This window comes from Cupriavidus sp. H18C2 (assembly GCF_049393795.1).
Taxonomy (GTDB): Bacteria; Pseudomonadota; Gammaproteobacteria; order Burkholderiales; family Burkholderiaceae; genus Cupriavidus; species Cupriavidus pauculus_C.
This window is the reverse complement of record NZ_CP186010.1, coordinates 3169615-3192423: the sequence shown is the minus strand read 5'-3', so window position 1 is coordinate 3192423 and position 22809 is coordinate 3169615. Positions and strand designations below refer to the sequence as shown.

The following is a 22809-nucleotide window of genomic DNA, read 5'->3' as shown; positions in this document are numbered from 1 at the left end:
GGTGAGGGCGTTGAGGATCTGCTTGCCGAGTACGTCGCAATTAGAGCCGCCGGCCCTCACCCCCACCCCCTCTCCCGCAAGCGGGAGAGGGGAGCAAACAAGCAGCGACGCCTGAGCCATCGCAAGCTTTAGCGGAGCATCACCCCGTCCCCATCCCCTCCGGCAGCGTCAGCATGCCGCTGTGAAACGAGTACCCGTACACCTCGCCATAGCGTCCCCAGTCGATGGCGATCTTGAGCACGCGGGTGGCTTCGTCCGGTTTCAGGAAGGCTTCCAGTTCGCGCAGGATCGCTTCCTCGCCGATTTCGCCGTCGGGGCTGCGTTCCAGTTCGCGGCGGATCTGGGCGGACAGGGCGATGTGAGTCAGGAGCTGGTGGCCGAACAGGACCTTGCGCTCGGGCGGCGCGGTCTCGTAGTAGCGGCGGCCCAGCGGCGTGGCGGAGATGTCGCCGCCGGCGATCTGGGCCAGGCCCAGCAGCTGCATGGCCTCGCAGGCGGGCAGCAGGTCGTCGTCGGTCAGGCCCGCCTCGCTGGCCAGGTGGGGCAGGTCGGCGCGGCCGAAGAACGGGGATTCGTGCGGCAGGTCCAGCACGGCTTCCATCTGGCCGATGTCGGCGTCGGGCAGCCGGTAGCCAATCTGCTGCGCGGCGGCCATGGCGGGCACGCGCGGGCCCAGTGCGGCCGGCGATGTCATCAGCGCGTAGACCTCGTCCACCAGCGCCCGCACCTGCGGGTCGTCGCGGTTGCGCGGGCGCGGGAACGGCACGGGCACCTCGGCGCGCACGCGGCCCGGGTCGCTCGACAGGATCACGATCCGGTCGGCCATCATCACGGCTTCCTCGATGTTGTGCGACACGATCAGGATGCTGCGGATGTTGGCGCGGCCCGATTCCCACAGGGCCAGCATCTCGTCGCGCAGCGTCTCGCCGGTCAGCACGTCCAGCGCGGAGAACGCCTCGTCCATCAGCAGCAGGTCCGGCTCGGTCACCAGCGCCCGCGCAATGCCCACGCGCTGGCGCATGCCGCCCGACAGCTCGCGTGGCAGCGCGCTGTTGAAGCCCGACAGGCCGATCATGTCGATGGCCGACTCTGCCCGGCGCGCGCGCTCGGCGCGGCCCACGCCCTGCGCTTCCAGCCCCAGCTCCACGTTCTGCTGCACCGTCAGCCACGGAAACAGCGCGAACGACTGGAACACCATCGCGATGCCCTCGGCGGTGCCGGTCAGCGGCCGGCCCCGGAAGCGCACCTCGCCACGGTCGGCGCCGACCAGGCCGGCCATGATCCGCAGCAGCGTGGACTTGCCCGAGCCGGACTTGCCCAGCATCGCCACGATCTCGCCCGCGCGCAGCGTCAGGTCCACGCCCTCCAGCACGGCGCGGTCGGTATGGTCGGCGGTGCGGAACATCTTGCCCACGCCGCGCAGGTCGATCACCGGGGTGGTGTCTTGCGGTGTCATCGTCATTTCCTCAAAGCCGCGTGCGCGACTGCGCCAGGTCATAGAGCCGGTTCCAGAACAGCCGGTTGCAGCCCACCACGAACAGCGCCATCACGGCGATGCCCAGCGCGATGCGCGGAAAGTCGCCGCGCGCGGTCATCTCGGCGATGTAGCTGCCCAGGCCCGTGGCCACCAGCGTGCGGTCGCCCCAGGTCACGTATTCAGACACGATGCTGGCATTCCACGACCCGCCCGCCGCCGTGACCAGCCCGGTCAGCAGGCTCGGGAACACGGCCGGCACCAGAAAGCGCCGCCACAGCAGCCAGCCGCGCAGCCCCATGTTGCGCGCCGCCAGCCGCAGTTCCATGGGGATGCCCGACGCGCCGGCCACCACGTTGAACAGGATGTACCACTGCGTGCCCAGGATCATCAGCGGGCTGAGCCAGATTTCCGGGTTCAGCCCGAACCGGGCAATCGCCATCACGGCCAGCGGGAACATCAGGTTGGCCGGAAACGCGGCCAGGAACTGGGCGATGGGCTGCGCCACGCGCGCGGCGGCCGGGTTCAGGCCGATGCGGATGCCGATCGGCACCCAGACCAGCGCGGCCAGCGCGATCAGCACCATCACGCGCGCCATGGTCAGCGTGCCGAGCCAGAGCACGTGGGCCGCCTCCGCCCAGCCCACCTCGCCATGCACGAAGTGGAACACGCGATAGAGGGCGGCCAGCGCCACGGCCACGATCAGCGCGTCGCGCAGGCGGTCTGGCCACGGCGCCCAGCGCGCCGGCGCGGCCGGCAGCGCCACGGTGCCGCGATGGCGGGCGCTCCAGGCCAGCGTGCGGCCGGCCAGCGCGGCGGCGTGGCCCAGCAGCGCGTGCACCCACGCCGAGCGGCGCAGCAGGCCCAGCAGCCACGACTGCGGCACGGCGTCCTGCGCGAGCGTGTCGAAGCGGAAGCGTTCCGCCCACGCCACCAGCGGGCGGAACAGCAACTGGTCGTAGAGCACGATGCCGGCCAGCATGGCCAGGATCGCCCAGCCGATGGCCGCCAGGTCCTGCTGCTGGATGGCAAGCGCGATGTACGAGCCGATGCCGGGCAGCCGGATGTCCTGCCCGGAGACCGAGATGGCCTCGGACGCCACGACGAAAAACCAGCCGCCCGACATCGACATCATCATGTTCCAGAGCAGCCCCGGCATGGCGTACGGCACTTCCAGCCGCCAGAACCGCTGCCATGGCGACAGCCGGAACATGGCGGCCGCTTCCAGCAGGTCGCCCGGGATGGTGCGGAACGACTGGTACAGGCTGAACGCCATGTTCCACGCCTGCGACGTGAAGATGGCGAAGATGGCCGCGCATTCCACGCCGGCCAGGTTGCCCGGGAACAGTGCGATGAAGCCGGTGACCGTGATCGACAAAAAGCCCAGGACGGGGATCGACTGGAGGATGTCCAGCGCCGGCACCATGACCTTCTCGGCCGTGCGGCTGCGCGACGCCAGCGCCGCGAACGCGAACGAGAACACCAGCGACGCGGCCAGCGCGGCCAGCATGCGGATGCTGGTGCGCATCAGGTAGTAGGGCAGCCAGGCCGGGTCCAGGTGGATGGCCAGCGCCTGGCCGGGCTGGTACGGCACGTCCATCTGCCGCGCGGCGTAGGCCACGGTGACGATGACGGCCAGGATGATCGGCAGCAGCGCCAGGTCGAACCGGTTCGGCGGCGCGGTCAGCAGCGGCGCGGCGTAGCCCGGTGCTTGCCGGGTGTCTGGCGTTGGTGGCATGGCACGGGCTCCCGGTCGTCGTATGCTGACGTGCTAACGCCCGACCGGGCTAGGTAGTTTACCTAGGTGAGAGGAAAACCATGACAGCTTCGACCGAAACCTGGCGCCTCGTGGCCCATGGCCGCGTGCAAGGCGTGGGCTACCGGGGCGCGTGTGCCGACAAGGCCATGGCGCTGGGCCTGACGGGGTGGGTCCGCAACCGGATGGATGGCACGGTGGAGGTCATCGCCACCGGCTCGCGCGAGCACCTTGAGGCGCTGCGGCAGTGGATGGAGCAGGGCCCGCCGGCCGCGCAGGTGTCGCGGGTCGACATGGCGCCGGCGCCGCCCGAGACGTTCGACAGCTTCGCTTGGCGCCCGACGGCCTAGGTCCGCTAGGTCCGTTGCCAGTCGATGCCGGGCCGGCCGTGGCGTTCCAGCCAGTCATTGGCTGCCCGGAAGTGCCCGCAGCCAAGAAAGCCGCGATGCGCCGACAGCGGCGACGGATGCGGCGCTTCGAGCACACAGTGGGTCTGGCCCTCCAGCAGCGCGCGCTTGGCCTGGGCGTGGCTGCCCCAGAGCATGAAGACGAGGTTCGGGCGCGCCATGGCCAGCGCGTGGATCAGACAGTCGGTCACGGCCTCCCAGCCGCGCCGGGCGTGGCTGGCGGCGCTGCCCTGTTCGACGGTCAGCACCGTGTTCAGCAGCAGCACGCCCTGGCGCGCCCAGCCTTCCAGGTTGCCCGACGCGCGCACCGGCGCCACGCCGTATTCGGCGCCGATTTCCTTGAAGATGTTGCGCAGGCTTGGCGGCACCTTGACGCCGTCCGGCACCGAGAACGCCAGCCCGTGCGCCTGCGGCACCTCCACGCCGCCGACCACGCCCGTGCCGTGGTACGGGTCCTGGCCCAGGATAACAACCTGCACCGCGTCGGGCGGCGTCAGGTGCAGCGCGTGGAACACCGCGTGCGGAAACACCGGCTTGCCGGCGGCGCGCTCGCCATCGACAAAGTCGCACAGCGACGCCCAGTCGGCGTTGCCCAGGCATGGCTGGAGCAGGGTGCGCCAGGCGGCGGGCAGGGCGTCGACCTGGGCTTGCAGGCAGTCGATGGCGGGCGCGGCGGCCGCGGCGCCGGCGGTGTCGGTGGCGAACAGGTCGGATTGCATCAGTCGGAGCGGGTCAGTCGGTAGCCGCGCGCGGCCTTGCTGAGGTCGGAGGGTTGCAGCGGCGCCACATGGCCGATGCGTGCCGCAAACGCGCGCAGGGCCGCTTCGGCCACCGCTTCGTCGGCGTGGCTGCCGGGCAGCCATTCGAGTTCGAGTTCCTGGATGCGCTCGGTGCGGGCCGTGCCCGGCGCGCGGATCGTGCCGGTGTCGAGCGCGGCCTCGATGCGCTCGCCGTCCTGCTCGACGATCCACGTGCGGCGCACGAAATCGGTCCGGAACACCGGCGCAAGGCGGTCGGCCAGCGGCGCCAGCACCGCGCGGGCATCGGCGTCGAAGCGGTCAAGCTCGATGGCTTCGCCCGCCACTTCCACCTCCCACTCGTGGCGCGCCGCCAGCCCGCCGGCGCTGCGGCCGGCCGTCTTCAGCGTCTGCAGCCACTGGTTGCCGCGCTGGCGCAGCCGCAGCGCCGAGCTGGCCGCGGCCAGGTCGCGCGCCGGGGTGTCCAGGTAGATGTTCAGCAGCGTGGTCTCGCCGCGCGTCGCGCCATGGGCGTCGAGCCAGGCGGCCACGGCCGCCAGCGCGGCGTCCGGCACGGCCAGCTTCAGTTCGATTTCCTTGGCCATGGCGGCTCCTTTCAGTCAGCCGAACAGGCGCGCCAGTTCCACGCCGGGCTCGGGCGCGCGCATGAACGCCTCGCCCACCAGGAAGGCGTGGACGTTGGCGTCGCGCATGCGCTGCACGTCGGCCGGGCCCAGGATGCCCGATTCGGTCACCACCAGGCGGTCGGCCGGCATGCGCGGCAGCAGGTCCAGCGTGTTGTCCAGCGACACCTCGAAGGTGCGCAGGTTGCGGTTGTTCACGCCCACCAGCGGCGTCTTGAGCTTGAGCGCGGCGTCCAGTTCGTCGGCGCCATGCACTTCCACGAGCACGTCCATGCCAAGTTCCAGCGCGCAGGCTTCCAGCTCGGCCATCAGCCCGTGGTCCAGCGCGGCCACGATCAGCAGGATGCAGTCGGCGCCCCAGGTGCGGGCCTCGTAGACCTGGTACAGGTCCATCATGAAGTCCTTGCGCAGCGCCGGCAGGTCGCAGGCGGCGCGGGCGCGCTTCAGGTAGTCGGCATGGCCCTGGAAGAAATGGACGTCGGTCAGCACCGACAGGCAGGCCGCGCCGTGCGACGCGTAGCTCTCGGCGATGGCCTCCGGCACGAAGTGCTCGCGCAGCACGCCCTTGGACGGCGACGCCTTCTTCACCTCGGCGATCACCCCGGCGTGGCCGGCGGCGATCTTGGCGCGCAGCGCCTGGGCAAAGCCGCGCGGGGCCAGGCCGGGCTCGGTGCGCAGGCTTTCGGCCTCGGCACGCAGGCTGGGCAGGTCGCGCTGCTTGCGCGCCGCGTTCACTTCGTCGGCCTTGACGGCCAGAATCTTCTCAAGAATGTCTGACATGGCGATTTACTTGAATTGCTGCGTGGCGCGCACGAACTGGTCCAGCTTCTGGCGGGCGGCGCCGCTGGCGATGGCCTCGCGGGCGCGGGCGATGCCGTCCTCGATGGAGCTGGCGACGTTGGCCGCGTAGAGCGCCGTGCCGGCGTTCAGCGAGACGATCTCGCGCGGCGTGCCCGGCACGTTGTCCAGCGCTTCGAGCAGCATCTCCTTCGATTCGGCCGCATCGGCCACCTTCAGGCCCCGGTTCGAGATCATCGACAGGCCAAAGTCCTCGGGATGGATCTCGTACTCGCGCACCTCGCCGTCCTTGAGCTCGCCGACCAGCGTGGCGGCGCCCAGCGACACCTCGTCCATGCCGTCCTTGCCGTAGACCACGATGGCGTGCCGGGCGCCCAGCCGCTGCATCACGCGCACCTGGATGCCCACGAGGTCAGGGTGGAACACGCCCATCAGGATGTTGGGCGCGTCGGCCGGGTTGGTCAGCGGGCCCAGGATGTTGAAGATCGTCCGCACGCCCATTTCCTTGCGGATCGGCGCCACGTTCTTCATGGCCGGATGGTGGGTGGGCGCGAACATGAAGCCGATGCCGGTCTGCGCGATGCATTCGCCCACCTGGTCCGGCGTCAGCATGATGTTGACGCCAAGCGCCTCCAGCACGTCGGCGCTGCCCGATTTGGACGAAACGCCACGGTTGCCGTGCTTGGCGATCTTGGCGCCGGCCGCGGCCGCCACGAACATCGACGCCGTGGAGATATTGAACGTGTGCGAGCCGTCGCCGCCGGTGCCGACGATGTCGACAAAGTGCTCGCGGTCGGCCACGGTCACGTGGTTGGCAAACTCGCGCATGACCTGGGCCGCCGCCGAGATCTCGCCAATTGTCTCCTTCTTCACGCGCAGCCCGGTCAGGATGGCCGCGGCCATCACGGGGCTGATCTGGGCCTGCATGATCTGCCGCATCAGGTGCAGCATCTCGTCGTGAAAGATCTCGCGGTGCTCGATGCAGCGGGTCAGCGCTTCCTGGGGCGTGATGGACATGGCGGATTCTTTGGTGTCGGGGGCGGGGGCGGCGTAGGCGGTAAAGTCGGCGCGCCTCATCGCGGCGCCTTGATGAAATTGGCCAGCAGCGCGTGGCCGTGCTCGGACAGGATCGATTCCGGGTGGAACTGCACGCCCTCGACGTTCAGCGTCTTGTGGCGCACCCCCATGATCTCGCCGTCCGGCGTCCAGGCCGTGACTTCCAGGCAGTCGGGCAGCGTCTCGCGCTCGATGGCCAGCGAATGATAGCGCGTCACGTCGAAGTGCTTCGGCAAGCCGGCGAACACGCCCGACTGGGTGGTCTCGATCGTGCTGACCTTGCCGTGCATCACCTGCTTGGCGCGGATCACCTTGCCGCCGAACGCCTCGCCGATGGCCTGGTGGCCCAGGCACACGCCCAGCAGCGGCTTGCGGCCGGCGAAGTGCTTGAGCACTTCCACCGAGATGCCGGCCTCGCGCGGGCTGCACGGGCCGGGCGACACACAGATGTGGTCCGGGTTCAGCGCCTCGATCTGGTCGATCGTGATCTCGTCGTTGCGGTAGGTGCGCACGTCGGCGCCGAGTTCCCCGAAGTACTGGACGAGGTTGTAGGTGAACGAGTCGTAGTTGTCGATCATCAGCAGCATGTCATCTCTCCCGGGGGCTCAGAGGTCGGCGTCCAGGCCGTCCTGGACCTGCTCCGCGGCGCGGATCACGGCGCGCGCCTTCGCCTCGGTTTCCTTCCATTCGGCCTCGGGGTCCGAGTCCGCGACGATGCCGGCGGCCGCCTGCACGTAGAGGTTGCCGTCCTTGATCACGCCGGTGCGGATGGCGATGGCCAGGTCCATCTCGCCGCCGAACGACAGGTAGCCCACCGCGCCGCCGTAGATGCCGCGCTTGCGCGGCTCCAGCTCGTCGATGATCTCCATCGCATGCACCTTGGGCGCGCCCGACAGCGTGCCGGCCGGAAACGTGGCGCGCAGCACGTCGAGGTTGGTCATGCCGTCGCGCAGCGTGCCTTCCACGGAGCTGACGATGTGCTGCACGTGCGAGTACTTCTCGATCACCATCTTGTCGGTGACCTTGACCGAGCCGGTCTCGGCAATGCGGCCGATGTCGTTGCGCGCCAGGTCGATCAGCATCACGTGCTCGGCAATCTCCTTCGGGTCGTTCAGCAGCTCGGTGGCCAGCTGGGCGTCGCGCTCGGGCGTGCTGCCGCGCGGGCGGGTGCCGGCAAGCGGGCGGATGGTGACGATGCGGGCCGTGTCCGGCTCGCCGTTGCCGGCTCCGGCGGCGCCCACCTTGCGGGTTTCCTGCCGCACCAGGATCTCGGGCGAGGCGCCCACCACCTGGAAGTCGCCAAAATTGTAGAAATACATGTACGGCGACGGGTTTAGCGACCGCAGCGCGCGGTACAGCGACAGCGGCGAGTCGCGGTACGGCTTCACCAGGCGCTGGCCGATCTGCACCTGCATCATGTCGCCGGCCATGATGTATTCCTTGGCCTTGTGCACGGCGGCCAGGTAGTCGGCCTTGGCGAATTCGCGGTAGACCTCGGTCTGCACCGACGGGCTCGTCACGGGCACGTCCACCGGCTGGCGCAGCTTCATGCGCAGCTCGCGCAGGCGCTGGCGGGCGCGGGAGTAGGCTTCGGGCAGGGTGGGGTCGGCGTAGACAATCAGGTACAGCTTGCCGGACAGGTTGTCGATGACCGCCAGTTCCTCGCACAGCAGCAGCTGGATGTCGGGCAGGCCCAGGTCGTCGGGCATCTGCGTGTCGGCCAGCTTCTTCTCGATGTAGCGCACGGCGTCGTAGCCGAAGTACCCGGCCAGGCCGCCGCAGAAGCGCGGCAGGCCCGGGCGCAGCGCCACCTTGAAGCGGGTCTCGAACGCGGCGATGAAGTCCAGCGGGTTGCCTTCGTGGGTTTCCACGACCTTGCCGTCGGTCACCACCTCGGCGCGCTGGCCGTAGGCGCGGATCAGCGTGCGGGCGTGCAAGCCGATGAACGAGTAGCGGCCAAAGCGCTCGCCGCCGACCACCGATTCCAGCAGGAACGTGTTCACGCCGCGCGTCTGCGACTGGGCCAGCTTCAGGTACAGCGACAGCGGCGTTTCCAGGTCGGCCAGCGCCTCGGCGATGATCGGAATGCGGTTGTAGCCCTGGTCGGCCAGCGATTTGAATTCCAGTTCGGTCATGTCGATCCTCTTCTTGCTCTGCGGCGCCGGCCAGTGCGGTCGGGTCGGGGCGGCACCATGATGGACGTCGGCATGAGGCGGGGGACAACCTGCGTCAACCCGCCCCGGCCCGTTCGTTGGGGCGGACCGTGGTGCACACGCGCAATTGGGGCAGGGCAGCACACGGCCGGGTGGCGCGTGGTGCGTTCTCGAGGCTAACCGTAGCACAGGCGCAAGCGGGAGCAACCGGAACTACGGCGCTGGCGGAAGGATCTGCCGGGGAGGCCGGTCGACAGGGAGCCTGGACCGGTCCGGCGGAGCTTGGGGGCGGGGGATCGGCGGAAGACCGCGCGGATCGGGTGCCCCGGCAAGCCCGTCAGGAAACTCGCGAACGCACTTTACGCCTGTTCAAAGGCGCGCCAGCGACGCCAGGGCCAGGCCTGCCGATCACTGCCAAAAAAGTTGCGTTTGCGGTTGAGGAACATTGAAAAGTGTTCTGCTGGAAGTCAGCGGGGAATTGGCCGGTGGTCGGCAAGCAGGGCCGCCACGCGGGCAATGTCGGCGACTATACCATCGGCGTCGACGCCTTGTACAGGGTTCCCATGGTTGTAGCCATAGGGCATCAGCAGCACACCCATGCCCGCCGCGCGCGCCGCGCGGGCGTCGTTTTCCGAGTCGCCGATGGCCAGCACGGCCGACGGCTCCACCCGGAACGCCTCGGCCACCCGCAGCAGCGGATACGGGTCGGGCTTGCGCAGCGCAAAGGCGTCGCCGCCGTAGACCAGTTCGAAATACTGCGCCAGGCCGGTCTTGGCCAGCAGCGGCTCGGTGAAGTTCCAGGGCTTGTTGGTCACGCACGCCATGCGCAGTCCAAGCCGCTTGAGCGCCGCCAGGCCCTCGCGCACGTTGGGGTACACGTCCGAGAACTGGCCGTTGATGCGCACGTACTCGCGGTCGTACAGCGCGTAGGCATCGGCAAACAGGCCGTTGGCGTGCAGCGGGCTGAAGCGGGCGTCCAGCACGCGGCGGATCAGGTTTTCCGACCCCTTGCCGACGAAGCCGACGATCTCCCCGGCCGACATCGGCTGAACCGGCCCCAGGTCAGGATGCTGGTGCGCCAGCGCCAGCAGCATCGCGTTGACGGCCGCGTGGAAGTCGCCGGCGGTGTCGACCATGGTGCCGTCCAGGTCGACGATGACCGCCTCGATGCCGCGCCAGTCGGTGCGGCGCAGGATTTCCGTCGTCATCTGGCCGTCCTTACTGGCCGACCGTCGCGAGCTTGTCGCGGAACGTCTGGATGATGCCGCGGTAGCCGCCGTCGGCATCCGGCTTGCCGAACACGGCCGATCCGGCGACGAAGGTGTCGGCGCCCGCGGCGGCGATCTCGGCGATGTTGTCCGGCTTCACGCCGCCGTCCACCTCCAGCAGGATCTGGCGGCCGGTGCGGGCCGTGTAGGCGTCGATCCGGGCGCGCACGGCGCGCAGCTTGTTCAGCGTCTCGGGGATGAACGACTGGCCGCCGAAGCCCGGGTTGACGCTCATCAGCAGGATCACGTCCAGGCGGTCCATCACGTGGTCCAGGTGGTGCAGCGGCGTGGCGGGGTTGAACACCAGCCCGGCCTGGCAGCCGTTGTCGCGGATCAGCGCCAGCGAGCGGTCGATGTGGTCGCTGGCTTCCGGGTGGAACGTGATGATGTTGGCGCCGGCCTTGGCAAAGTCCGGGATGATGCGGTCCACCGGGCGCACCATCAGGTGCACGTCGATCGGGGCGGTCACGTGCGGGCGGATGGCCTCGCAGACCAGCGGGCCCACGGTCAGGTTGGGCACGTAGTGGTTGTCCATCACGTCGAAGTGGATCCAGTCGGCACCGGCCTCGGTGACGCGGCGCACTTCCTCGCCCAGGCGGGCGAAGTCGGCGGACAGGATGGACGGGGCGATGCGGTAGGTGGGCTGGCTCATGGCAGGGCTCTGGCGCGAAAGTGGGGCTCTGAAGGCGGCGGATGCGGGGTCGATCCGCGAGATTGGCGCGTATTTTACGCCGGTTGGCCCGCCCGGCGCCGACAACGCGCCCGCTTGCCGCTGCCCGGGGCTTGACGCACAATGCGACACACCCGGCCGCGCCCCCATGGGCGGGCGCCGGCCTGCCGACCATCCTCATCCGTCGAACAATGAGCGAGTACGCTTTTTCCGTGGCCGTGCGCACCCAGTACATGGCCGACCAGTCGGACCCCGACCGCGGGCGCTACGCGTTTGCCTACACCATCACCATCCACAACACCGGCGAGGTGGCCGCGCAGCTGATCTCGCGCCACTGGATCATCACGGACAGCGACAACGCCACGCAGGAAGTGGCGGGGCTGGGCGTGGTGGGCCACCAGCCGCTGCTCAAGCCAGGCGAGCACTTCGAGTATTCGAGCTGGGCGACGATCTCGACGCCGGTCGGGTCGATGAAGGGCGAGTACTTCTGCGTGGCCGAGGACGGGCACCGCTTCGAGGTGCCGATTCCGGAATTCGCGCTGGTGCTGCCGCGCATGCTCCATTGACGGCCCGGCCCGGCGCGGGCTGGCCGGGAACCTAGGCGTCCGGCGCCCGGTCGGTGTCCTGCGGGGCCTGGCCGGTGCGCGACGGGTGGTCTTCCGGGGCGCGCGTGGGCCGCGGATGCTTGCGCGCCGTGCCCATCGTCCAGACCACGATGAAGATCAGCAGCAACAGCGCCACGCCGGCCTCGGCGGCCAGCAGCAGGGTGGGGTGGTTTTCGAAGAACTGGCTCATCGCGATTTTGGGGGCGCCCGCGCCGGACGCGGCGGGCAGTCGACGGATCGGTTGAGATTGTAGGCATAGAACGAACGAGATGGCATATCAGTATTCCCTGCGTGCGCCTGGCGCGCGCCTGTCCGGCTGGCTGGGGCTGGCCGCCGCCACGCTGGGCGCGGCCCTGCTGGCTGGCTGCATGAGCGGCGGCCCGGTGCGGGTGCAGCCCGGCGGCACGGCCGGCACCACCCCGGCGCCTTCCACGTCGCCCGCGGCGGGCCGGCTGCAACCAGCCGCCTGGACCGAGATTGGCGGCTGGAGCCAGGACGACGTCCGCGCGGCCTGGCCGGCGCTGCAAGCCAGTTGCCAGGCGCTGAAGAAGAAGCCGGAGTGGAACCGCGTGTGCGCGGTGGGCCTGATGGTCGACGCCGGCGACCTCGTCGCCATGCGCACCTACTTTGAGACCCACTTCCAGCCGTACCGCGTGGTCAACACCGACGGCACCGACAGCGGCCTGATCACCGGCTACTACGAGCCGATCCTGCACGGTTCGCGCACGCGCCAGGGCCCGTACCAGGTGCCGCTGTACCGCCGTCCGCCGCAGTTGCGAGGCGCATTGCCGGCGCGCGGCGAGCTGCTGCAGATGCCGGCGATGCGCGGCAACGAGATCGTCTACGTGGACGACGCGGTGGAGGCAGCCTTCCTGCAGATCCAGGGCTCGGGCCGCATCCGGCTGCCCGACGGCACGATCATGCGCGTGGGCTTTGGCGGCACCAACGACCAGCCGTTCCGATCGTTCGGCAAATGGCTGCTCGACCGCGGCGAGATCACGCCGGCCCAGGCGACCATGCAGGGCATCAAGGCGTGGGCGCGCAACAACCCGGCGCGCGTGGAGGAAATGCTCAACGTGAATCCGCGCTTCGTGTTCTTCCGCGAACTGCCGCCCAACAACGACGGCCCGGTAGGCGCGCTGGGCGTGCCGCTGACCGCCGAACGCTCGATCGCCGTGGACCCCGCCACGATCCCGCTCGGCGTGCCCGTGTTCCTGTCGACCACGCGCCCGCTGTCCACCGAACCGATCCAGCGCCTGATGTTCGCCCAGGACACCGGCTCCGCCATCAAGGGCGGCGTGCGCGCCGACTTCTTCTGGGGCGCCGGCGACGCCGCCGGAGAGACGGCCGGCCGCATGAAGCAGGGCGGCCGCATGTGGGTGCTGATGCCGAGGAGTTGACGGCCGGCTGGTCTGTTTGTCTTGTCGGTTTGCTCCCCTCTCCCGCAGCGCGGGAGAGGGGCCGGGGGAGAGGGCCGGCGGTGCAATCCGCGCGGGTCGGCAAGCAGAGCCGCCATGCCCTCTCCCCCAACCCCTCTCCCACAGGTGGGAGAGGGGAGCGACGTCCGCGATCGCGCTACCCCCCCATACCCTCTCCCCCCGCAAGGTCTTTCCCCTTCCCGCGTCCTCCATTTGCGTTTCTCCAACGCGCCAGCGCCATTCCGTCACGCTGTGAGGTAACTGCCCGAACGAGTTCCGTGTGAACTCTGCGCGGCTTGACTGCCATCAATCCCCGGCCATCGCAATTTCACGATGATGGGCACATCCGACGTGCCAGAGCACGCCACCGCATTCCCCACTCTCGCTGAGCAGAGACATGAAGGCGACACCCAGGATGTTCCCCGCGCTGGCGGCCTTGCCGCTCCTCGTCTGGATGGCCCATGGCCACGCGGACACCGCCCCGCCGGCGCAGCCGGTGCCGGCGTTGAGCGCCGATGAATTCAACCATGCCCGACAGATCTACTTCGAGCGCTGCGCCGGTTGCCACGGCGTGCTGCGCAAGGGCGCCACGGGCAAGGCGCTGACGCCGGACATCACGCGGGCGCGCGGCACCGAATACCTGAAGACCTTCATCAAGTACGGCAGCCCGGCCGGCATGCCGAACTGGGGCACGTCGGGCGACCTGTCCGACGCCGAGGTGGACCTGATGGCCCGCTACGTCCAGCTGGAGCCGCCCACGCCGCCTGAATTCTCGCTGGCCGACATCGAGAAATCGCGCAAGGACATCGTGCCCGTGGCCAAGCGGCCCACGCGCAAGATGAATGGCTACAACCTCGACAACCTGTTCTCGGTGACGCTGCGCGATTCGGGCGAGGTGGCGCTGATCGACGGCGATTCCAAGCAGATCATCAACATCGTCAAGACCGGCTACGCGGTGCATATCTCGCGCATGTCGGCGTCCGGGCGCTACCTGTACGTGATCGGGCGCGACGCGCGGCTGAACCTGATCGACCTGTGGATGCCCAAGCCCGACAACGTGGCCGAGGTCAAGATCGGCCTGGAGGCGCGCTCGGTCGAGACGTCGAAGTACAAGGGCTACGAGGACCGTTACGCGGTGGCCGGCTCCTACTGGCCGCCGCAGTACGTGATCATGGAAGGCGACACGCTCAAGCCGCTCAAGGTGGTGTCCACGCGGGGCATGACCGTCGACAACGAGTACCACCCCGAGCCGCGCGTGGCGTCCATCGTGGCCAGCCACTTCCGGCCCGAGTTCGTCATCAATGCCAAGGAGACCGGCAAGATCCTGATGGTCGACTACTCGGACCTCAAGAACCTGAAGACCACGACCATCGACGCGGCCAAGTTCCTGCATGACGGCGGGTTCGATTCCACGGGCCGCTACTTCCTGGTGGCGGCCAATGCGTCGGACAAGATCGCCGTGGTCGACACCAAGGAAGACCGGCTGGCCGCGCTGGTGGACGTCGGCAAGACGCCGCATCCGGGCCGGGGCGCCAACTTCGTCCATCCGAAGTTCGGCCCGGTCTGGGCCACCAGCCACCTGGGCGACGAAACGGTCAGCCTGATCGGCACGGACCCGGTCCGGCACAAGGCCCACGCCTGGAAGGTGGTGCAGACGCTCAAGGGCCAGGGCGGCGGGTCGCTGTTCATCAAGACGCATCCGACGTCGCGCAACCTCTGGGTCGATACGCCGTTCCACCCCGATGCCAAGCTGAACCAGTCGGTGGCCGTGTTCGATACGCGCAAGCTGGACGCCGGCTTCGAGGTGCTGCCGATTGCCCAGTGGGCCAACCTCAAGGGCGACGGCGCCAAGCGCGTGGTGCAGGCCGAGTACAACAAGGCCGGCGACGAGGTCTGGTTCTCGGTCTGGGGCACCAAGGACCAGGAGTCCGCGCTGGTGGTGGTCGACGACCGGACGCGCAAGCTCAAGGCCGTCATCAAGGACCCGCGCCTGATCACCCCGACCGGCAAGTTCAACACCCATAACACCCAGCACGACGTCTATTGACGTCAGGGCGCGGCCGACGCTCCGGCGCCGGCCGCGCCGTCCCCCATCCCATCAGGAGAATCTCTATGCATCCCGCAACTGTGCTCGGCGCCATGGTCATGGCCGCCGTGCTGCCCGTCGCCGCCCACGCCAGCGCCGATCTGGCCAAGGCCAAGAACTGCATGGCGTGCCATGGCGTCGACAAGAAGCTGGTGGGCCCCGCGTTCAAGGACGTGGCCGCCAAGTACAAGGGCGACAAGGGCGCCGCCGCCAGGCTGTCGCAGAGCATCGTCAAGGGCAGCAGCGGCACCTGGGGCCCGATCCCGATGCCGCCCAACGCGATCAGCGAGGCCGATGCCAGCGCGCTGGCCAAGTGGGTGCTGGCCCTCTGATTGCCTGGCCCCTTGATCCCCTGACCCTCCCATCCCCACTGACCATGGCCCGGTATTTCGTGATGCCCCTGGCGCTGGCCGGCCTGCTCGCCACGGCGGGCGCGCCGGTGCAGGCCGCTGCGGCCGAGCCCCCGGCGGCGCGCCAGGCGCAGCTTGCCCGCTGGCTGCGCGACGACTGCGGCGCCTGCCACGGCATGACGCTGCAGGGCGGGCTTGGCTCGCCGCTGACGGCGCAGGCGCTGGCCGGCAAGCCGCGCGACGGGCTGGTGGCCACCGTGCTGCACGGCCGGCCAGGCACCGCAATGCCGCCATGGCAACCGTTCATGACGCAGGAAGAAGCGCAATGGCTGATCGATCGACTCCAGGCGGGCAAGCCGCCGCCCGTGACCCCCGCACCGTCTGGCAGCGCCTGGGCCGACTGACCCGGCGCGCGGCGGTGGCCGTGGGCGCGGCGTGGCTGGCCGCGGCCTGTACCGGGCTGCCGGAGGCGTCGGTGCGCGGCACCGGCGACCTTGGTGTCGTGATCGAGCGGGCCAGCGGCCGGGTGCAGATCGTGGAAACCACGGAGATGACGCGGCTCGGCGCCATCGACGGGCTGGGCGACCTGTCGCACGCGAGCGTGGTGTTCGCGCGCGACGGCCGCCATGCCTACGTGTTCGGGCGCGACGGCGGCCTGACGCGGCTGGACCTGCTGGCGCAGCGCATCACCCATCGCGTGAAGCAGGCCGGCAACAGCATCGGCGGCGCGGTGCTGCAGGACGGCAAGGTCGTGGCCGCGCAGAACTACGCGCCCGGCGGCATCAAGCTGTTCGATGCCGGGACGCTGGAGTTGCTGGCCGACATCCCGGCTATCGGGCGCGACGGCCGGCGCTCGAAGGTGGTCGGGCTGGCCGACCTGCCGGGCCAGCGGCTGGCCGCGAGCCTGTTCGAATCGGGCGAGATCTGGATCATCGACGCCACCAACCCGCGCCAGCCCGCGGTGACCCGGCTGCCGGCCGGCCGCGAGCCGTACGACGGACTGGTGACGCCCGACGGCCGCTGGTACCTGGCCGGCCTGTTCGGCGAGGACGGCCTGTCGCTGGTCGACCTGTGGCAGACGCCGCCCGCCGCGCGGCGCGTGCTGGCCGGCTACGGGCGCGGCCAGGCCCCGCTGCCGGTGTACAAGATGCCGCACCTGCGCGGCTGGGCGATGGCGCAGGGCCAGGCGTGGCTGCCGGCCATCGGCCGCCATGAACTGCTGGTGGCAGACCCCGCGCGCGACTGGCAGGAGCAGGCGCGCGTGGCCGTGGCCGGCCAGCCCGTGTTCGCGATGGCGCGGCCCGACGGGCGGCAGGTATGGGTCAACTTTGCGTTTCCGCGCAACGACACGGTGCAGGTCGTCGACACCGCCACGCGGCAGGTGGTCAGGACGATGACGCCGTGCCGGGGCGTGCTGCACATGGAATTCACGCCCAAGGGCGAGGCGCTGTGGCTGTCGTGCCGCGACGACAACCGCGTGGAGGTCTACGACACGGCCACGCTGCGGCGCATTGCCACGCTGCCGGCCGAGCAGCCCAGCGGCATCTTCTTCACGGCGCGCGCGCAGCGCTTCGGCATGTGACGGCCATGTTCGACGAGCAACGTTTCTACGACGGCATCCAGCGCGACTTTCCGATCGTGCCGCGCCCATACCAGCACGCCGGCGCGGCGCTGGACATGAACGAGCACGCGGTGCTGACCCGGCTGGCGCGCGATGTGGGCGCCGGGCGCGTGAGCCGCGTCGGCGCCGTGTTCGCCCCGAACGTGATCGGCGCCAGCACGCTGGCCGCGCTGTCCGTGCCGCTGGACGCGCTGGCCGACGCGGCCGCGCGCGTCAACGCCCATGTGGCGGTCAGCCACAACTACGCGCGCACCGGCCATCCGTACAACCTCTGGTTCGTGGCCGGCGCGCGCGACCGCGCCGCGCTGGACGCGGTGCTGGCCGGCATCGGCGAAGACCTGGGGCAGGCGCCGCTGGACCTGCCGATGGAGCGCGAGTACCACATCGACCTGGGCTTCCCGATGGCCGGCCCGTGCGCGACGCCGCGCGGCCGGCGCCAGCCGGCGCCCGCGCCCGTGGCGCTGGACGACGACGACTGGCGGCTGGTGGCCGCGCTGGAAGGCGGGCTGCCACTGACGCCGCAGCCGTTCCACGCGCTGGCGCGGCACAGCGGCGTGCCGCTGCATCGCGTGCTGGCGCGCATCGCGCAGTGGCAGGCCAGCGGGGTGATCCGCCGGTTCGGTGTGATCCTGCACCACCGGCGCTTTGGCTATCGCCACAACGCGATGTGCGTGTGGGACGTGCCCGACAACCGTGTCGATGCCATCGGCACGCGGCTGGCGCGCGTGGCGCCGGTGTCGCTGTGCTACCGCCGGGCGCGCCGGCTGCCGGCGTGGCCGTACAACCTGTTCGCGATGGTGCACGCGCGCAGCGAGGCGGAACTGCACGCGGCGCTGGACCACTTCGCGCGCCGCGCGGGCATGGCGGAGCTGCCGGGCCGGGTGCTGCGCAGCGGCACCTGCTTCAAGCAGTGCGGCACCCGCTATAGCTGGGAGGCGCCGCAGCCATGACCGCGCCCGACACCGCCCCGGCCGAGCTTGACCCGCTGGACCGGCGCATCGTCAACGCGCTGCAGCGCGGGCTGCCGCTGGTGCCACGGCCCTACGCCGAGGCCGCCGCCGCGCTGGGCATCGACGAAGCGACGCTGCTCGGCCGGCTGCAGGCGCTGCTGGCGCGCGGCGTGCTGACGCGCTTCGGGCCGCTGTTCCAGATCGAGCGGGCCGGCGGGCAGTTCGTGCTGTGCGCCTGCCACGCGCCGCCGGAACGCGAGGCGGCCGTCATCGCCGCGATCAATGCCTACCCCGAGGTGGCGCATCACTACGCGCGCACCCATCGGCTGAACCTGTGGTTCGTGCTGGCCGTGCCCGATGCCGCCGATGTGCCGGCGGTGCTCGCCCGCATCGCCGCCGACGCCGGCGTCGAGATCCTGCCGTTCCCGAAGCAACGCGAATTCTTCGTCAACCTCTTTCTGCCGGTGTAGCAGCCATGCCCGACGCCCCACCATCCCTCGACCCGATCGACCGGGCGCTGATCCAGGCCACGCAGGCCGGCCTGCCGCTGGTGCCGGCGCCGTGGCAGGCGCTGGGCGACGCGCTGGGCCTGGACGAAGCCGCCGTGCTGGCCCGGTTTGCAGCGCTGCGCGCGCGCGGCGTGCTGCGGCGCGTGGCGGCCGTGCCGAATCACTACGCGCTGGGCTACCGCGCCAACGGCATGACCGTGTGGGACGTGGACGACGCCCATGTGGCGGAACTGGGCGCGCGCATCGGCGCCTTGCCCGGCGTGAGCCACTGCTACCAGCGCCCGCGCCACCGGCCGGACTGGCCCTACAACCTGTTTGCGATGGTCCACGCGCGCACGCGCGACGAGGCGGCGCCGCAGATCGCCCGCATCCGCGCGCTGCTGGGCCCGGCCTGCCGCGCGCACGACGTGCTCTGGTCCACCCGCATCCTCAAGAAAACCGGCCTGCGCCTGCAGGCGCCAGGAGATTGATCCATGTTCAGAGTGTCCCGCTTCATGGAAGCGCTGCGCGATGGCGGACCCGTGCCGCCGCCACGCCGTGCCGCCGGCCCCGTCGTCATCTGGAACCTCGTGCGGCGCTGCAACCTCAACTGCAAGCACTGCTACTCGACGTCGGCCGATACCGACTTCAAGGGCGAGCTGTCGACGGCGGAGGCCATTGCCGTGCTCGACCAGCTCAAGGCGGCGCACGTGCCCGCGCTGATTCTGTCCGGCGGCGAGCCGCTGCTGCGGCCGGACCTGTACGAGCTTGCCGCGCACGCCAAGCGGCTGGGCTTCCACCTGTCGCTGTCGTCCAATGGCACGCTGCTCGACAACCGGCACGCGGCCCGGCTGCTGCTGGCCGGGTTTGACTACGTCGGCGTCAGCCTGGACGGCCTGCGCGCCACGCACGACCGCTTCCGGCGCTGTGCGGGCGCGTTCGACCAGGCGCTGGACGGGCTGCGCGTGGCGCGGCAGGCCGGGCTGCGCGTGGGCGTGCGGATGACGCTGACCGAGGCCAACGCCGACGAGCTGCCCGACGTGGTGGCGCTGACCGAGGCGGAAGGCATCGACAAGTTCTACCTGTCGCACTTCAACTACGCCGGCCGGGGCGGCAGCCACCGGGGCGACGACGCCCGCCATGCGCACACGCGCGTGGCGGTGGACTGGCTGTTCGACCATGTCTGGGAGCGCGCGAGGCGCTGCAGCGCCGGGGACTTCGTGACCGGCAACAACGATGCCGACGGCGTGAGCCTGCTGTACTGGATCGCGCGGCGGCAGCCCGAGCGGCTGGCCGACATGCGGCAGCGGCTGGTCAACTGGGGCGGCAACGCCACGGGCGTGGGCGTGGCCAATATCGACAACCTCGGCAATGTGCATCCGGACACGATGTGGTGGCACGTGTCGCTGGGCAACGTCCGGGAGCGGCCGTTCGCCGAGATCTGGGCCGACCGCAGCCACCCGCTGATGCGCGGGCTGAAGGCACGCCCCCGGCCGCTGGAGGGCCGCTGCGCCACGTGCGCCCATCGCGACATCTGCAATGGCAACACCCGCGTGCGCGCGCATGCGGTGAGCGGCAATCCGTGGGCCGAGGACCCGGGCTGCTACCTGTCCGATGCCGAGATCGCCGAGCCGATCGGCCGGGAGGCCATCGCATGAGACGGCGGCTGGCGGGGATGGTGGCGGCTTGGGTCGGCATTGTGGCGTCGATGCCGGCGTGGGCGGGCGGGCCGGCTGGGTCCGTTTCCGATGTGGCGACGGATTACGTCCAGCACTGCGCGGTGTGCCACGGTGCCGACCGGCTAGGCGGCATGGGGCCGGCGCTGCTGCCAGAGAGCCTGGAGCGGCTCAAGCCCGACGCGATGCGCGACCTGCTGCGCAACGGCCGCGCCGCGACGCAGATGCCCGGCTTTGCCGGCCAGTTGCCCGAGGCCACGCTGGACCGGCTGGCCGCGTGGCTGCGCACGGCGCCGGCGGTGGCGCCGCACTGGGAGGCGGCCGACATCCGCGCGTCGCGCGTGGTGCACCACGCGCCGGGCAGCCTGCCGGACCGGCCCGTGTACCAGGCCGATCCGTCCAACCTGTTCCTGGTCGTGGAATCGGGCAGCCATCACCTGAGCGTGCTCGATGGCGACGCGCTGGCGCCAATCCACCGCTTCCAGACCCGCTTCGCGCTGCACGGCGGGCCCAAGTTCAGCCGCGACGGCCGTTACGTCTTTGTGGCGAGCCGGGACGGGTGGGTCAGCAAGTACGACCTCTGGAACCTGGCGCTGGTGGCCGAGGTGCGGGTAGGGCTGAACACGCGCAACGTGGCCGTGAGCGACGACGGCCGCTGGGTGATGGCCGGCAACACGCTGCCGCGCACGCTGGTGCTGCTGCGCGCGGACGACCTGTCGCTGGCGCGCGTCTATCCGGTGGCCGGGGCGGACGGCCGGGCGTCGCGTGTGTCGGCGGTCTACGACGCGGCGCCGCGCCAGTCGTTCATCGCCGCGCTGCGCGACATCCCGGCGGTCTGGGAGATTCCGTACGCGACGCTGGAGCCGCGCGTGATCGCGCTGGACGACGTGCTCGACGACTTCTTCTTCGACCAGCCGTACCGCCATATCCTGGGCGCGTCGCGGGCCGGGGCGGGGCAGGTGATCGACCTCGACGCCGGGCGCAAGGTGGCCGACCTGGCGCTGACCGGCATGCCGCACCTGGGCAGCGGCATCACGTGGCGGCGTGGCGGGCGGGAGGTGATGGCGTCGCCCAATCTCAGGCAGGGTGCGCTGTCCGTGATCGACATGCAGACCTGGCAGACCGTGGCAACGATCCCGACCAACGGGCCGGGCTTCTTCCTGCGCAGCCACGAGGCCACGCCGTACGCCTGGACCGACGCGATGATGAGCCCGCGCCGCGACACGCTGCAGGTCATCGACAAGCAGACGCTGGCCGTGGTGGGCAGCGTCACGCCAAGCCCCGGGCGCACGGCCGCGCACGTGGAATTCACGCGCGACGGCCGCTACGCGCTGGTCAGCCTGATGGAGCCGGACGGCGCCATCGTGGTCTACGACGCGGCGACGCTGCGCGAGGTCAAGCGCCTGCCGATGGACCGGCCGGTCGGCAAGTACAACGTGTTCAACAAGACCACGCGGTCGTCGGGCACGAGCCATTGAATCGGACAACGACATGAAGCATTCGCGAAGCACTGGAAAGGTATGGCTGGTGGGCGTGGGTCCCGGAGACCCCGACCTCGTGACCGTCAAGGCCGCCCGGGCCCTGGCCCAGGCGCAGGTCTGGCTGATCGACGACCTGGTGCCCGAGGCGATGGCGTGCCACGCCAGCCCCGGCACGCAGATCATTCCGGTCGGCAAGCGCGGCGGGCGGTGCTCGGTCAGCCAGGCCAGCATCCACGCCCAGACGCTGGCCCACGCGCTGGCAGGCCGCTGCGTGGCCCGCGTGAAGGGCGGCGACCCGCTGATGTTCGGCCGGGGCGGCGAGGAAGCCGCGTTCCTGCGCGGGCACGGGCTGGAGGTGGAAGTGGTCAACGGCATCAGCAGCGGGCTGGCGGCGGCGCAGGCGCTGGGCATCGCGCTGACGCACCGGGCGCACTGCCACGGCGTGACCTTCGTCACCGCCCACACCCGCGGCGACGGCGAACCAGACTGGCACGCGCTGGCCGCCAGCGGCACGACGCTGGTCATCTACATGGGCATGCACCGCATCGCGGCAATCCAGGCGTCCTTGCTGGCGGCCGGCATGCGCGCCGACATGCCGGCCGGGGTGGTCATGCACGCAAGCTGCCCCGACCAGCGCTGCTGGACCGGCACCCTCGACACACTGACCGCCGCAGCCACCGCCGGTCTGGCCAGCCCATCGATCATCGTGGTGGGAGAGGTGGTGGGAAGGCAGGCCGGGGGCGCGTGGCTGGTCGAGGGTTCAGCAGACCAGGACGCCCGAGCCGACAGGACAAGCTGCGATGTAGTGGCCTGAATCGCTGTTTCCTGCTGGGTTTTGCTCCCCTCTCCCGCGAGCGGGAGAGGGGCTGGGGGTGAGGGCCGGCGGCTCAAATTGCGACGTGGATCGGCAAGCAGATCCTCCACGCCCTCTCCCCCGACCCCTCTCCCGCCTTGCGGGAGAGGGGAGAAAGCCTGCCGCAGCCACCGGCGTTACATCATCCCGCGATGTTTTTCGCTCCCCTCTCCCGCGAGCGGGAGAGGGGCTGGGGGTGAGGGCCGGCGGCTCAAAATTCGACGTGGATCGGCAAGCAGATCCTCCACGCCCTCTCCCCCGACCCCTCTCCCGCCTTGCGGGAGAGGGGAGAAAGCCTGCCGCAGCCGACGGCGTCAT

Annotated in this window: 24 protein-coding genes; 13 read left to right on the top strand and 11 right to left on the bottom strand. The window is 70.3% G+C overall.

The features are described 5' to 3' along the window. Nucleotides 1-139: 139 nt before the first annotated feature. Nucleotides 140-1456, bottom strand: a complete 1317-nt coding sequence (locus tag EPAKOI_RS14470; protein WP_423192482.1) for a nitrate/sulfonate/bicarbonate ABC transporter ATP-binding protein — start codon at nt 1454-1456, stop codon at nt 140-142. A 10-nt stretch (nt 1457-1466) separates the two neighbouring features. Beyond that, complete coding sequence (locus EPAKOI_RS14465) at nt 1467-3212, bottom strand: ABC transporter permease (RefSeq protein ID WP_423192481.1); 1746 nt, start codon at nt 3210-3212, stop codon at nt 1467-1469. An 80-nt stretch (nt 3213-3292) separates the two neighbouring features. Between EPAKOI_RS14465 and EPAKOI_RS14460 the strand changes: the two genes are divergently transcribed. After that, entirely contained in the window at nt 3293-3580 is a 288-nt protein-coding gene (locus EPAKOI_RS14460; protein ID WP_423192480.1) for an acylphosphatase, read from the top strand. Nucleotides 3581-3585: 5 nt separating this feature from the next. Here the strand turns inward: EPAKOI_RS14460 and EPAKOI_RS14455 are convergent, their stop codons facing one another. From EPAKOI_RS14455 to rpe, 8 genes are all read right to left on the bottom strand, one after another. Next, the gene (locus EPAKOI_RS14455; RefSeq protein WP_423192479.1) at nt 3586-4356 is read right to left on the bottom strand and encodes a uracil-DNA glycosylase; all 771 of its coding nucleotides are present in this window, start codon (nt 4354-4356) and stop codon (nt 3586-3588) included. Continuing rightward, a complete protein-coding gene (locus EPAKOI_RS14450) occupies nt 4356-4979 on the bottom strand; it encodes a CYTH domain-containing protein (RefSeq protein ID WP_423192478.1) in 624 nt (207 codons plus the stop codon). Before EPAKOI_RS14450 ends, EPAKOI_RS14455 begins: the two co-directional genes overlap by 1 nt. A gap of 15 nt (nt 4980-4994) precedes the next feature. Then, nucleotides 4995-5798: an indole-3-glycerol phosphate synthase TrpC gene (trpC, locus tag EPAKOI_RS14445; protein ID WP_124683151.1), complete on the bottom strand. Its 804-nt coding sequence runs from the start codon at nt 5796-5798 to the stop codon at nt 4995-4997. 6 nt (nt 5799-5804) lie between these two features. Continuing rightward, complete coding sequence (trpD, locus tag EPAKOI_RS14440) at nt 5805-6833, bottom strand: anthranilate phosphoribosyltransferase (protein WP_124683152.1); 1029 nt, start codon at nt 6831-6833, stop codon at nt 5805-5807. Nucleotides 6834-6889: 56 nt separating this feature from the next. After that, nucleotides 6890-7459 (bottom strand): aminodeoxychorismate/anthranilate synthase component II, encoded by a 570-nt coding sequence (locus EPAKOI_RS14435; protein WP_124683153.1) that lies wholly within the window; start codon nt 7457-7459, stop codon nt 6890-6892. Between the two features lie 18 nt (nt 7460-7477). Then, the gene (gene trpE, locus EPAKOI_RS14430) at nt 7478-9007 is read right to left on the bottom strand and encodes an anthranilate synthase component I (RefSeq protein ID WP_124683154.1); all 1530 of its coding nucleotides are present in this window, start codon (nt 9005-9007) and stop codon (nt 7478-7480) included. 485 nt (nt 9008-9492) lie between these two features. Further along, on the bottom strand, nt 9493-10233 hold the full coding sequence (gph, locus tag EPAKOI_RS14425; RefSeq protein WP_124683155.1) for a phosphoglycolate phosphatase: 741 nt from the start codon (nt 10231-10233) through the stop codon (nt 9493-9495). A 10-nt stretch (nt 10234-10243) separates the two neighbouring features. Next, entirely contained in the window at nt 10244-10945 is a 702-nt protein-coding gene (rpe, locus tag EPAKOI_RS14420; RefSeq protein WP_124683156.1) for a ribulose-phosphate 3-epimerase, read from the bottom strand. A 209-nt stretch (nt 10946-11154) separates the two neighbouring features. On the opposite strand from rpe, the gene apaG reads away from it, so the two are divergent. Beyond that, nucleotides 11155-11529: a Co2+/Mg2+ efflux protein ApaG gene (apaG, locus tag EPAKOI_RS14415; protein ID WP_124683157.1), complete on the top strand. Its 375-nt coding sequence runs from the start codon at nt 11155-11157 to the stop codon at nt 11527-11529. 31 nt (nt 11530-11560) lie between these two features. Here apaG and EPAKOI_RS14410 read toward each other — a convergent pair whose 3' ends face one another. Beyond that, a complete protein-coding gene (locus EPAKOI_RS14410; protein ID WP_124683158.1) occupies nt 11561-11758 on the bottom strand; it encodes a hypothetical protein in 198 nt (65 codons plus the stop codon). Between the two features lie 79 nt (nt 11759-11837). Between EPAKOI_RS14410 and EPAKOI_RS14405 the strand changes: the two genes are divergently transcribed. The 11 genes from EPAKOI_RS14405 to cobA all read left to right on the top strand — a co-directional run bounded on the left by EPAKOI_RS14405 (nt 11838) and on the right by cobA (nt 22452). Beyond that, nucleotides 11838-12968 carry a murein transglycosylase A gene (locus EPAKOI_RS14405; RefSeq protein ID WP_423192477.1) on the top strand — a complete coding sequence of 377 codons (1131 nt, stop codon included), beginning with the start codon at nt 11838-11840 and terminating at the stop codon, nt 12966-12968. 433 nt (nt 12969-13401) lie between these two features. Continuing rightward, nucleotides 13402-15033, top strand: coding sequence for a cytochrome D1 domain-containing protein (locus tag EPAKOI_RS14400; RefSeq protein WP_423193524.1), 1632 nt, complete (start codon nt 13402-13404; stop codon nt 15031-15033). Nucleotides 15034-15098: 65 nt separating this feature from the next. Continuing rightward, nucleotides 15099-15404: a c-type cytochrome gene (locus tag EPAKOI_RS14395; RefSeq protein ID WP_423192476.1), complete on the top strand. Its 306-nt coding sequence runs from the start codon at nt 15099-15101 to the stop codon at nt 15402-15404. A gap of 44 nt (nt 15405-15448) precedes the next feature. Beyond that, nucleotides 15449-15826, top strand: coding sequence for a c-type cytochrome (locus EPAKOI_RS14390; protein ID WP_124683162.1), 378 nt, complete (start codon nt 15449-15451; stop codon nt 15824-15826). Further along, a complete protein-coding gene (locus EPAKOI_RS14385) occupies nt 15823-17004 on the top strand; it encodes a cytochrome D1 domain-containing protein (RefSeq protein WP_423193523.1) in 1182 nt (393 codons plus the stop codon). The genes EPAKOI_RS14390 and EPAKOI_RS14385 overlap by 4 nt, the downstream gene beginning before the upstream one ends. A 5-nt stretch (nt 17005-17009) precedes the next feature. Beyond that, nucleotides 17010-17993: an Lrp/AsnC family transcriptional regulator gene (locus EPAKOI_RS14380; RefSeq protein ID WP_423192475.1), complete on the top strand. Its 984-nt coding sequence runs from the start codon at nt 17010-17012 to the stop codon at nt 17991-17993. Next, complete coding sequence (locus tag EPAKOI_RS14375; protein ID WP_313840046.1) at nt 17990-18463, top strand: Lrp/AsnC family transcriptional regulator; 474 nt, start codon at nt 17990-17992, stop codon at nt 18461-18463. Before EPAKOI_RS14380 ends, EPAKOI_RS14375 begins: the two co-directional genes overlap by 4 nt. A gap of 5 nt (nt 18464-18468) precedes the next feature. Then, nucleotides 18469-18972, top strand: a complete 504-nt coding sequence (locus EPAKOI_RS14370) for an AsnC family transcriptional regulator (RefSeq protein ID WP_313840045.1) — start codon at nt 18469-18471, stop codon at nt 18970-18972. Nucleotides 18973-18975: 3 nt separating this feature from the next. Further along, nucleotides 18976-20139, top strand: a complete 1164-nt coding sequence (nirJ, locus tag EPAKOI_RS14365; protein ID WP_423192474.1) for a heme d1 biosynthesis radical SAM protein NirJ — start codon at nt 18976-18978, stop codon at nt 20137-20139. Nucleotides 20140-20189: 50 nt separating this feature from the next. Continuing rightward, entirely contained in the window at nt 20190-21635 is a 1446-nt protein-coding gene (locus EPAKOI_RS14360; protein WP_423193522.1) for a cytochrome D1 domain-containing protein, read from the top strand. 13 nt (nt 21636-21648) lie between these two features. Next, a complete protein-coding gene (gene cobA, locus EPAKOI_RS14355; RefSeq protein ID WP_423192473.1) occupies nt 21649-22452 on the top strand; it encodes a uroporphyrinogen-III C-methyltransferase in 804 nt (267 codons plus the stop codon). The last annotated feature ends 357 nt before the right edge of the window (nt 22453-22809 follow it).

What these genes read in the sequence shown, in the direction of transcription:
- EPAKOI_RS14360 (WP_423193522.1), top strand. Translation starts at nt 20,190, where the DNA reads ATGCCGGCGTGGGCGGGCGGGCCGGCTGGGTCCGTTTCCGATGTGGCG.
- EPAKOI_RS14370 (WP_313840045.1), top strand. Translation starts at nt 18,469, where the DNA reads ATGCCCGACGCCCCACCATCCCTCGACCCGATCGACCGGGCGCTGATC.
- apaG (WP_124683157.1), top strand. Translation starts at nt 11,155, where the DNA reads ATGAGCGAGTACGCTTTTTCCGTGGCCGTGCGCACCCAGTACATGGCC.
- EPAKOI_RS14465 (WP_423192481.1), bottom strand. Translation starts at nt 3,212, where the DNA reads ATGCCACCAACGCCAGACACCCGGCAAGCACCGGGCTACGCCGCGCCG.
- nirJ (WP_423192474.1), top strand. Translation starts at nt 18,976, where the DNA reads ATGTTCAGAGTGTCCCGCTTCATGGAAGCGCTGCGCGATGGCGGACCC.
- EPAKOI_RS14400 (WP_423193524.1), top strand. Translation starts at nt 13,402, where the DNA reads ATGTTCCCCGCGCTGGCGGCCTTGCCGCTCCTCGTCTGGATGGCCCAT.
- EPAKOI_RS14435 (WP_124683153.1), bottom strand. Translation starts at nt 7,459, where the DNA reads ATGCTGCTGATGATCGACAACTACGACTCGTTCACCTACAACCTCGTC.
- EPAKOI_RS14455 (WP_423192479.1), bottom strand. Translation starts at nt 4,356, where the DNA reads ATGCAATCCGACCTGTTCGCCACCGACACCGCCGGCGCCGCGGCCGCC.
- trpD (WP_124683152.1), bottom strand. Translation starts at nt 6,833, where the DNA reads ATGTCCATCACGCCCCAGGAAGCGCTGACCCGCTGCATCGAGCACCGC.
- rpe (WP_124683156.1), bottom strand. Translation starts at nt 10,945, where the DNA reads ATGAGCCAGCCCACCTACCGCATCGCCCCGTCCATCCTGTCCGCCGAC.
- cobA (WP_423192473.1), top strand. Translation starts at nt 21,649, where the DNA reads ATGAAGCATTCGCGAAGCACTGGAAAGGTATGGCTGGTGGGCGTGGGT.
- gph (WP_124683155.1), bottom strand. Translation starts at nt 10,233, where the DNA reads ATGACGACGGAAATCCTGCGCCGCACCGACTGGCGCGGCATCGAGGCG.
- trpC (WP_124683151.1), bottom strand. Translation starts at nt 5,798, where the DNA reads ATGTCAGACATTCTTGAGAAGATTCTGGCCGTCAAGGCCGACGAAGTG.
- EPAKOI_RS14390 (WP_124683162.1), top strand. Translation starts at nt 15,449, where the DNA reads ATGGCCCGGTATTTCGTGATGCCCCTGGCGCTGGCCGGCCTGCTCGCC.
- EPAKOI_RS14375 (WP_313840046.1), top strand. Translation starts at nt 17,990, where the DNA reads ATGACCGCGCCCGACACCGCCCCGGCCGAGCTTGACCCGCTGGACCGG.
- trpE (WP_124683154.1), bottom strand. Translation starts at nt 9,007, where the DNA reads ATGACCGAACTGGAATTCAAATCGCTGGCCGACCAGGGCTACAACCGC.
- EPAKOI_RS14395 (WP_423192476.1), top strand. Translation starts at nt 15,099, where the DNA reads ATGCATCCCGCAACTGTGCTCGGCGCCATGGTCATGGCCGCCGTGCTG.
- EPAKOI_RS14405 (WP_423192477.1), top strand. Translation starts at nt 11,838, where the DNA reads ATGGCATATCAGTATTCCCTGCGTGCGCCTGGCGCGCGCCTGTCCGGC.
- EPAKOI_RS14380 (WP_423192475.1), top strand. Translation starts at nt 17,010, where the DNA reads ATGTTCGACGAGCAACGTTTCTACGACGGCATCCAGCGCGACTTTCCG.
- EPAKOI_RS14450 (WP_423192478.1), bottom strand. Translation starts at nt 4,979, where the DNA reads ATGGCCAAGGAAATCGAACTGAAGCTGGCCGTGCCGGACGCCGCGCTG.
- EPAKOI_RS14410 (WP_124683158.1), bottom strand. Translation starts at nt 11,758, where the DNA reads ATGAGCCAGTTCTTCGAAAACCACCCCACCCTGCTGCTGGCCGCCGAG.
- EPAKOI_RS14470 (WP_423192482.1), bottom strand. Translation starts at nt 1,456, where the DNA reads ATGACACCGCAAGACACCACCCCGGTGATCGACCTGCGCGGCGTGGGC.
- EPAKOI_RS14460 (WP_423192480.1), top strand. Translation starts at nt 3,293, where the DNA reads ATGACAGCTTCGACCGAAACCTGGCGCCTCGTGGCCCATGGCCGCGTG.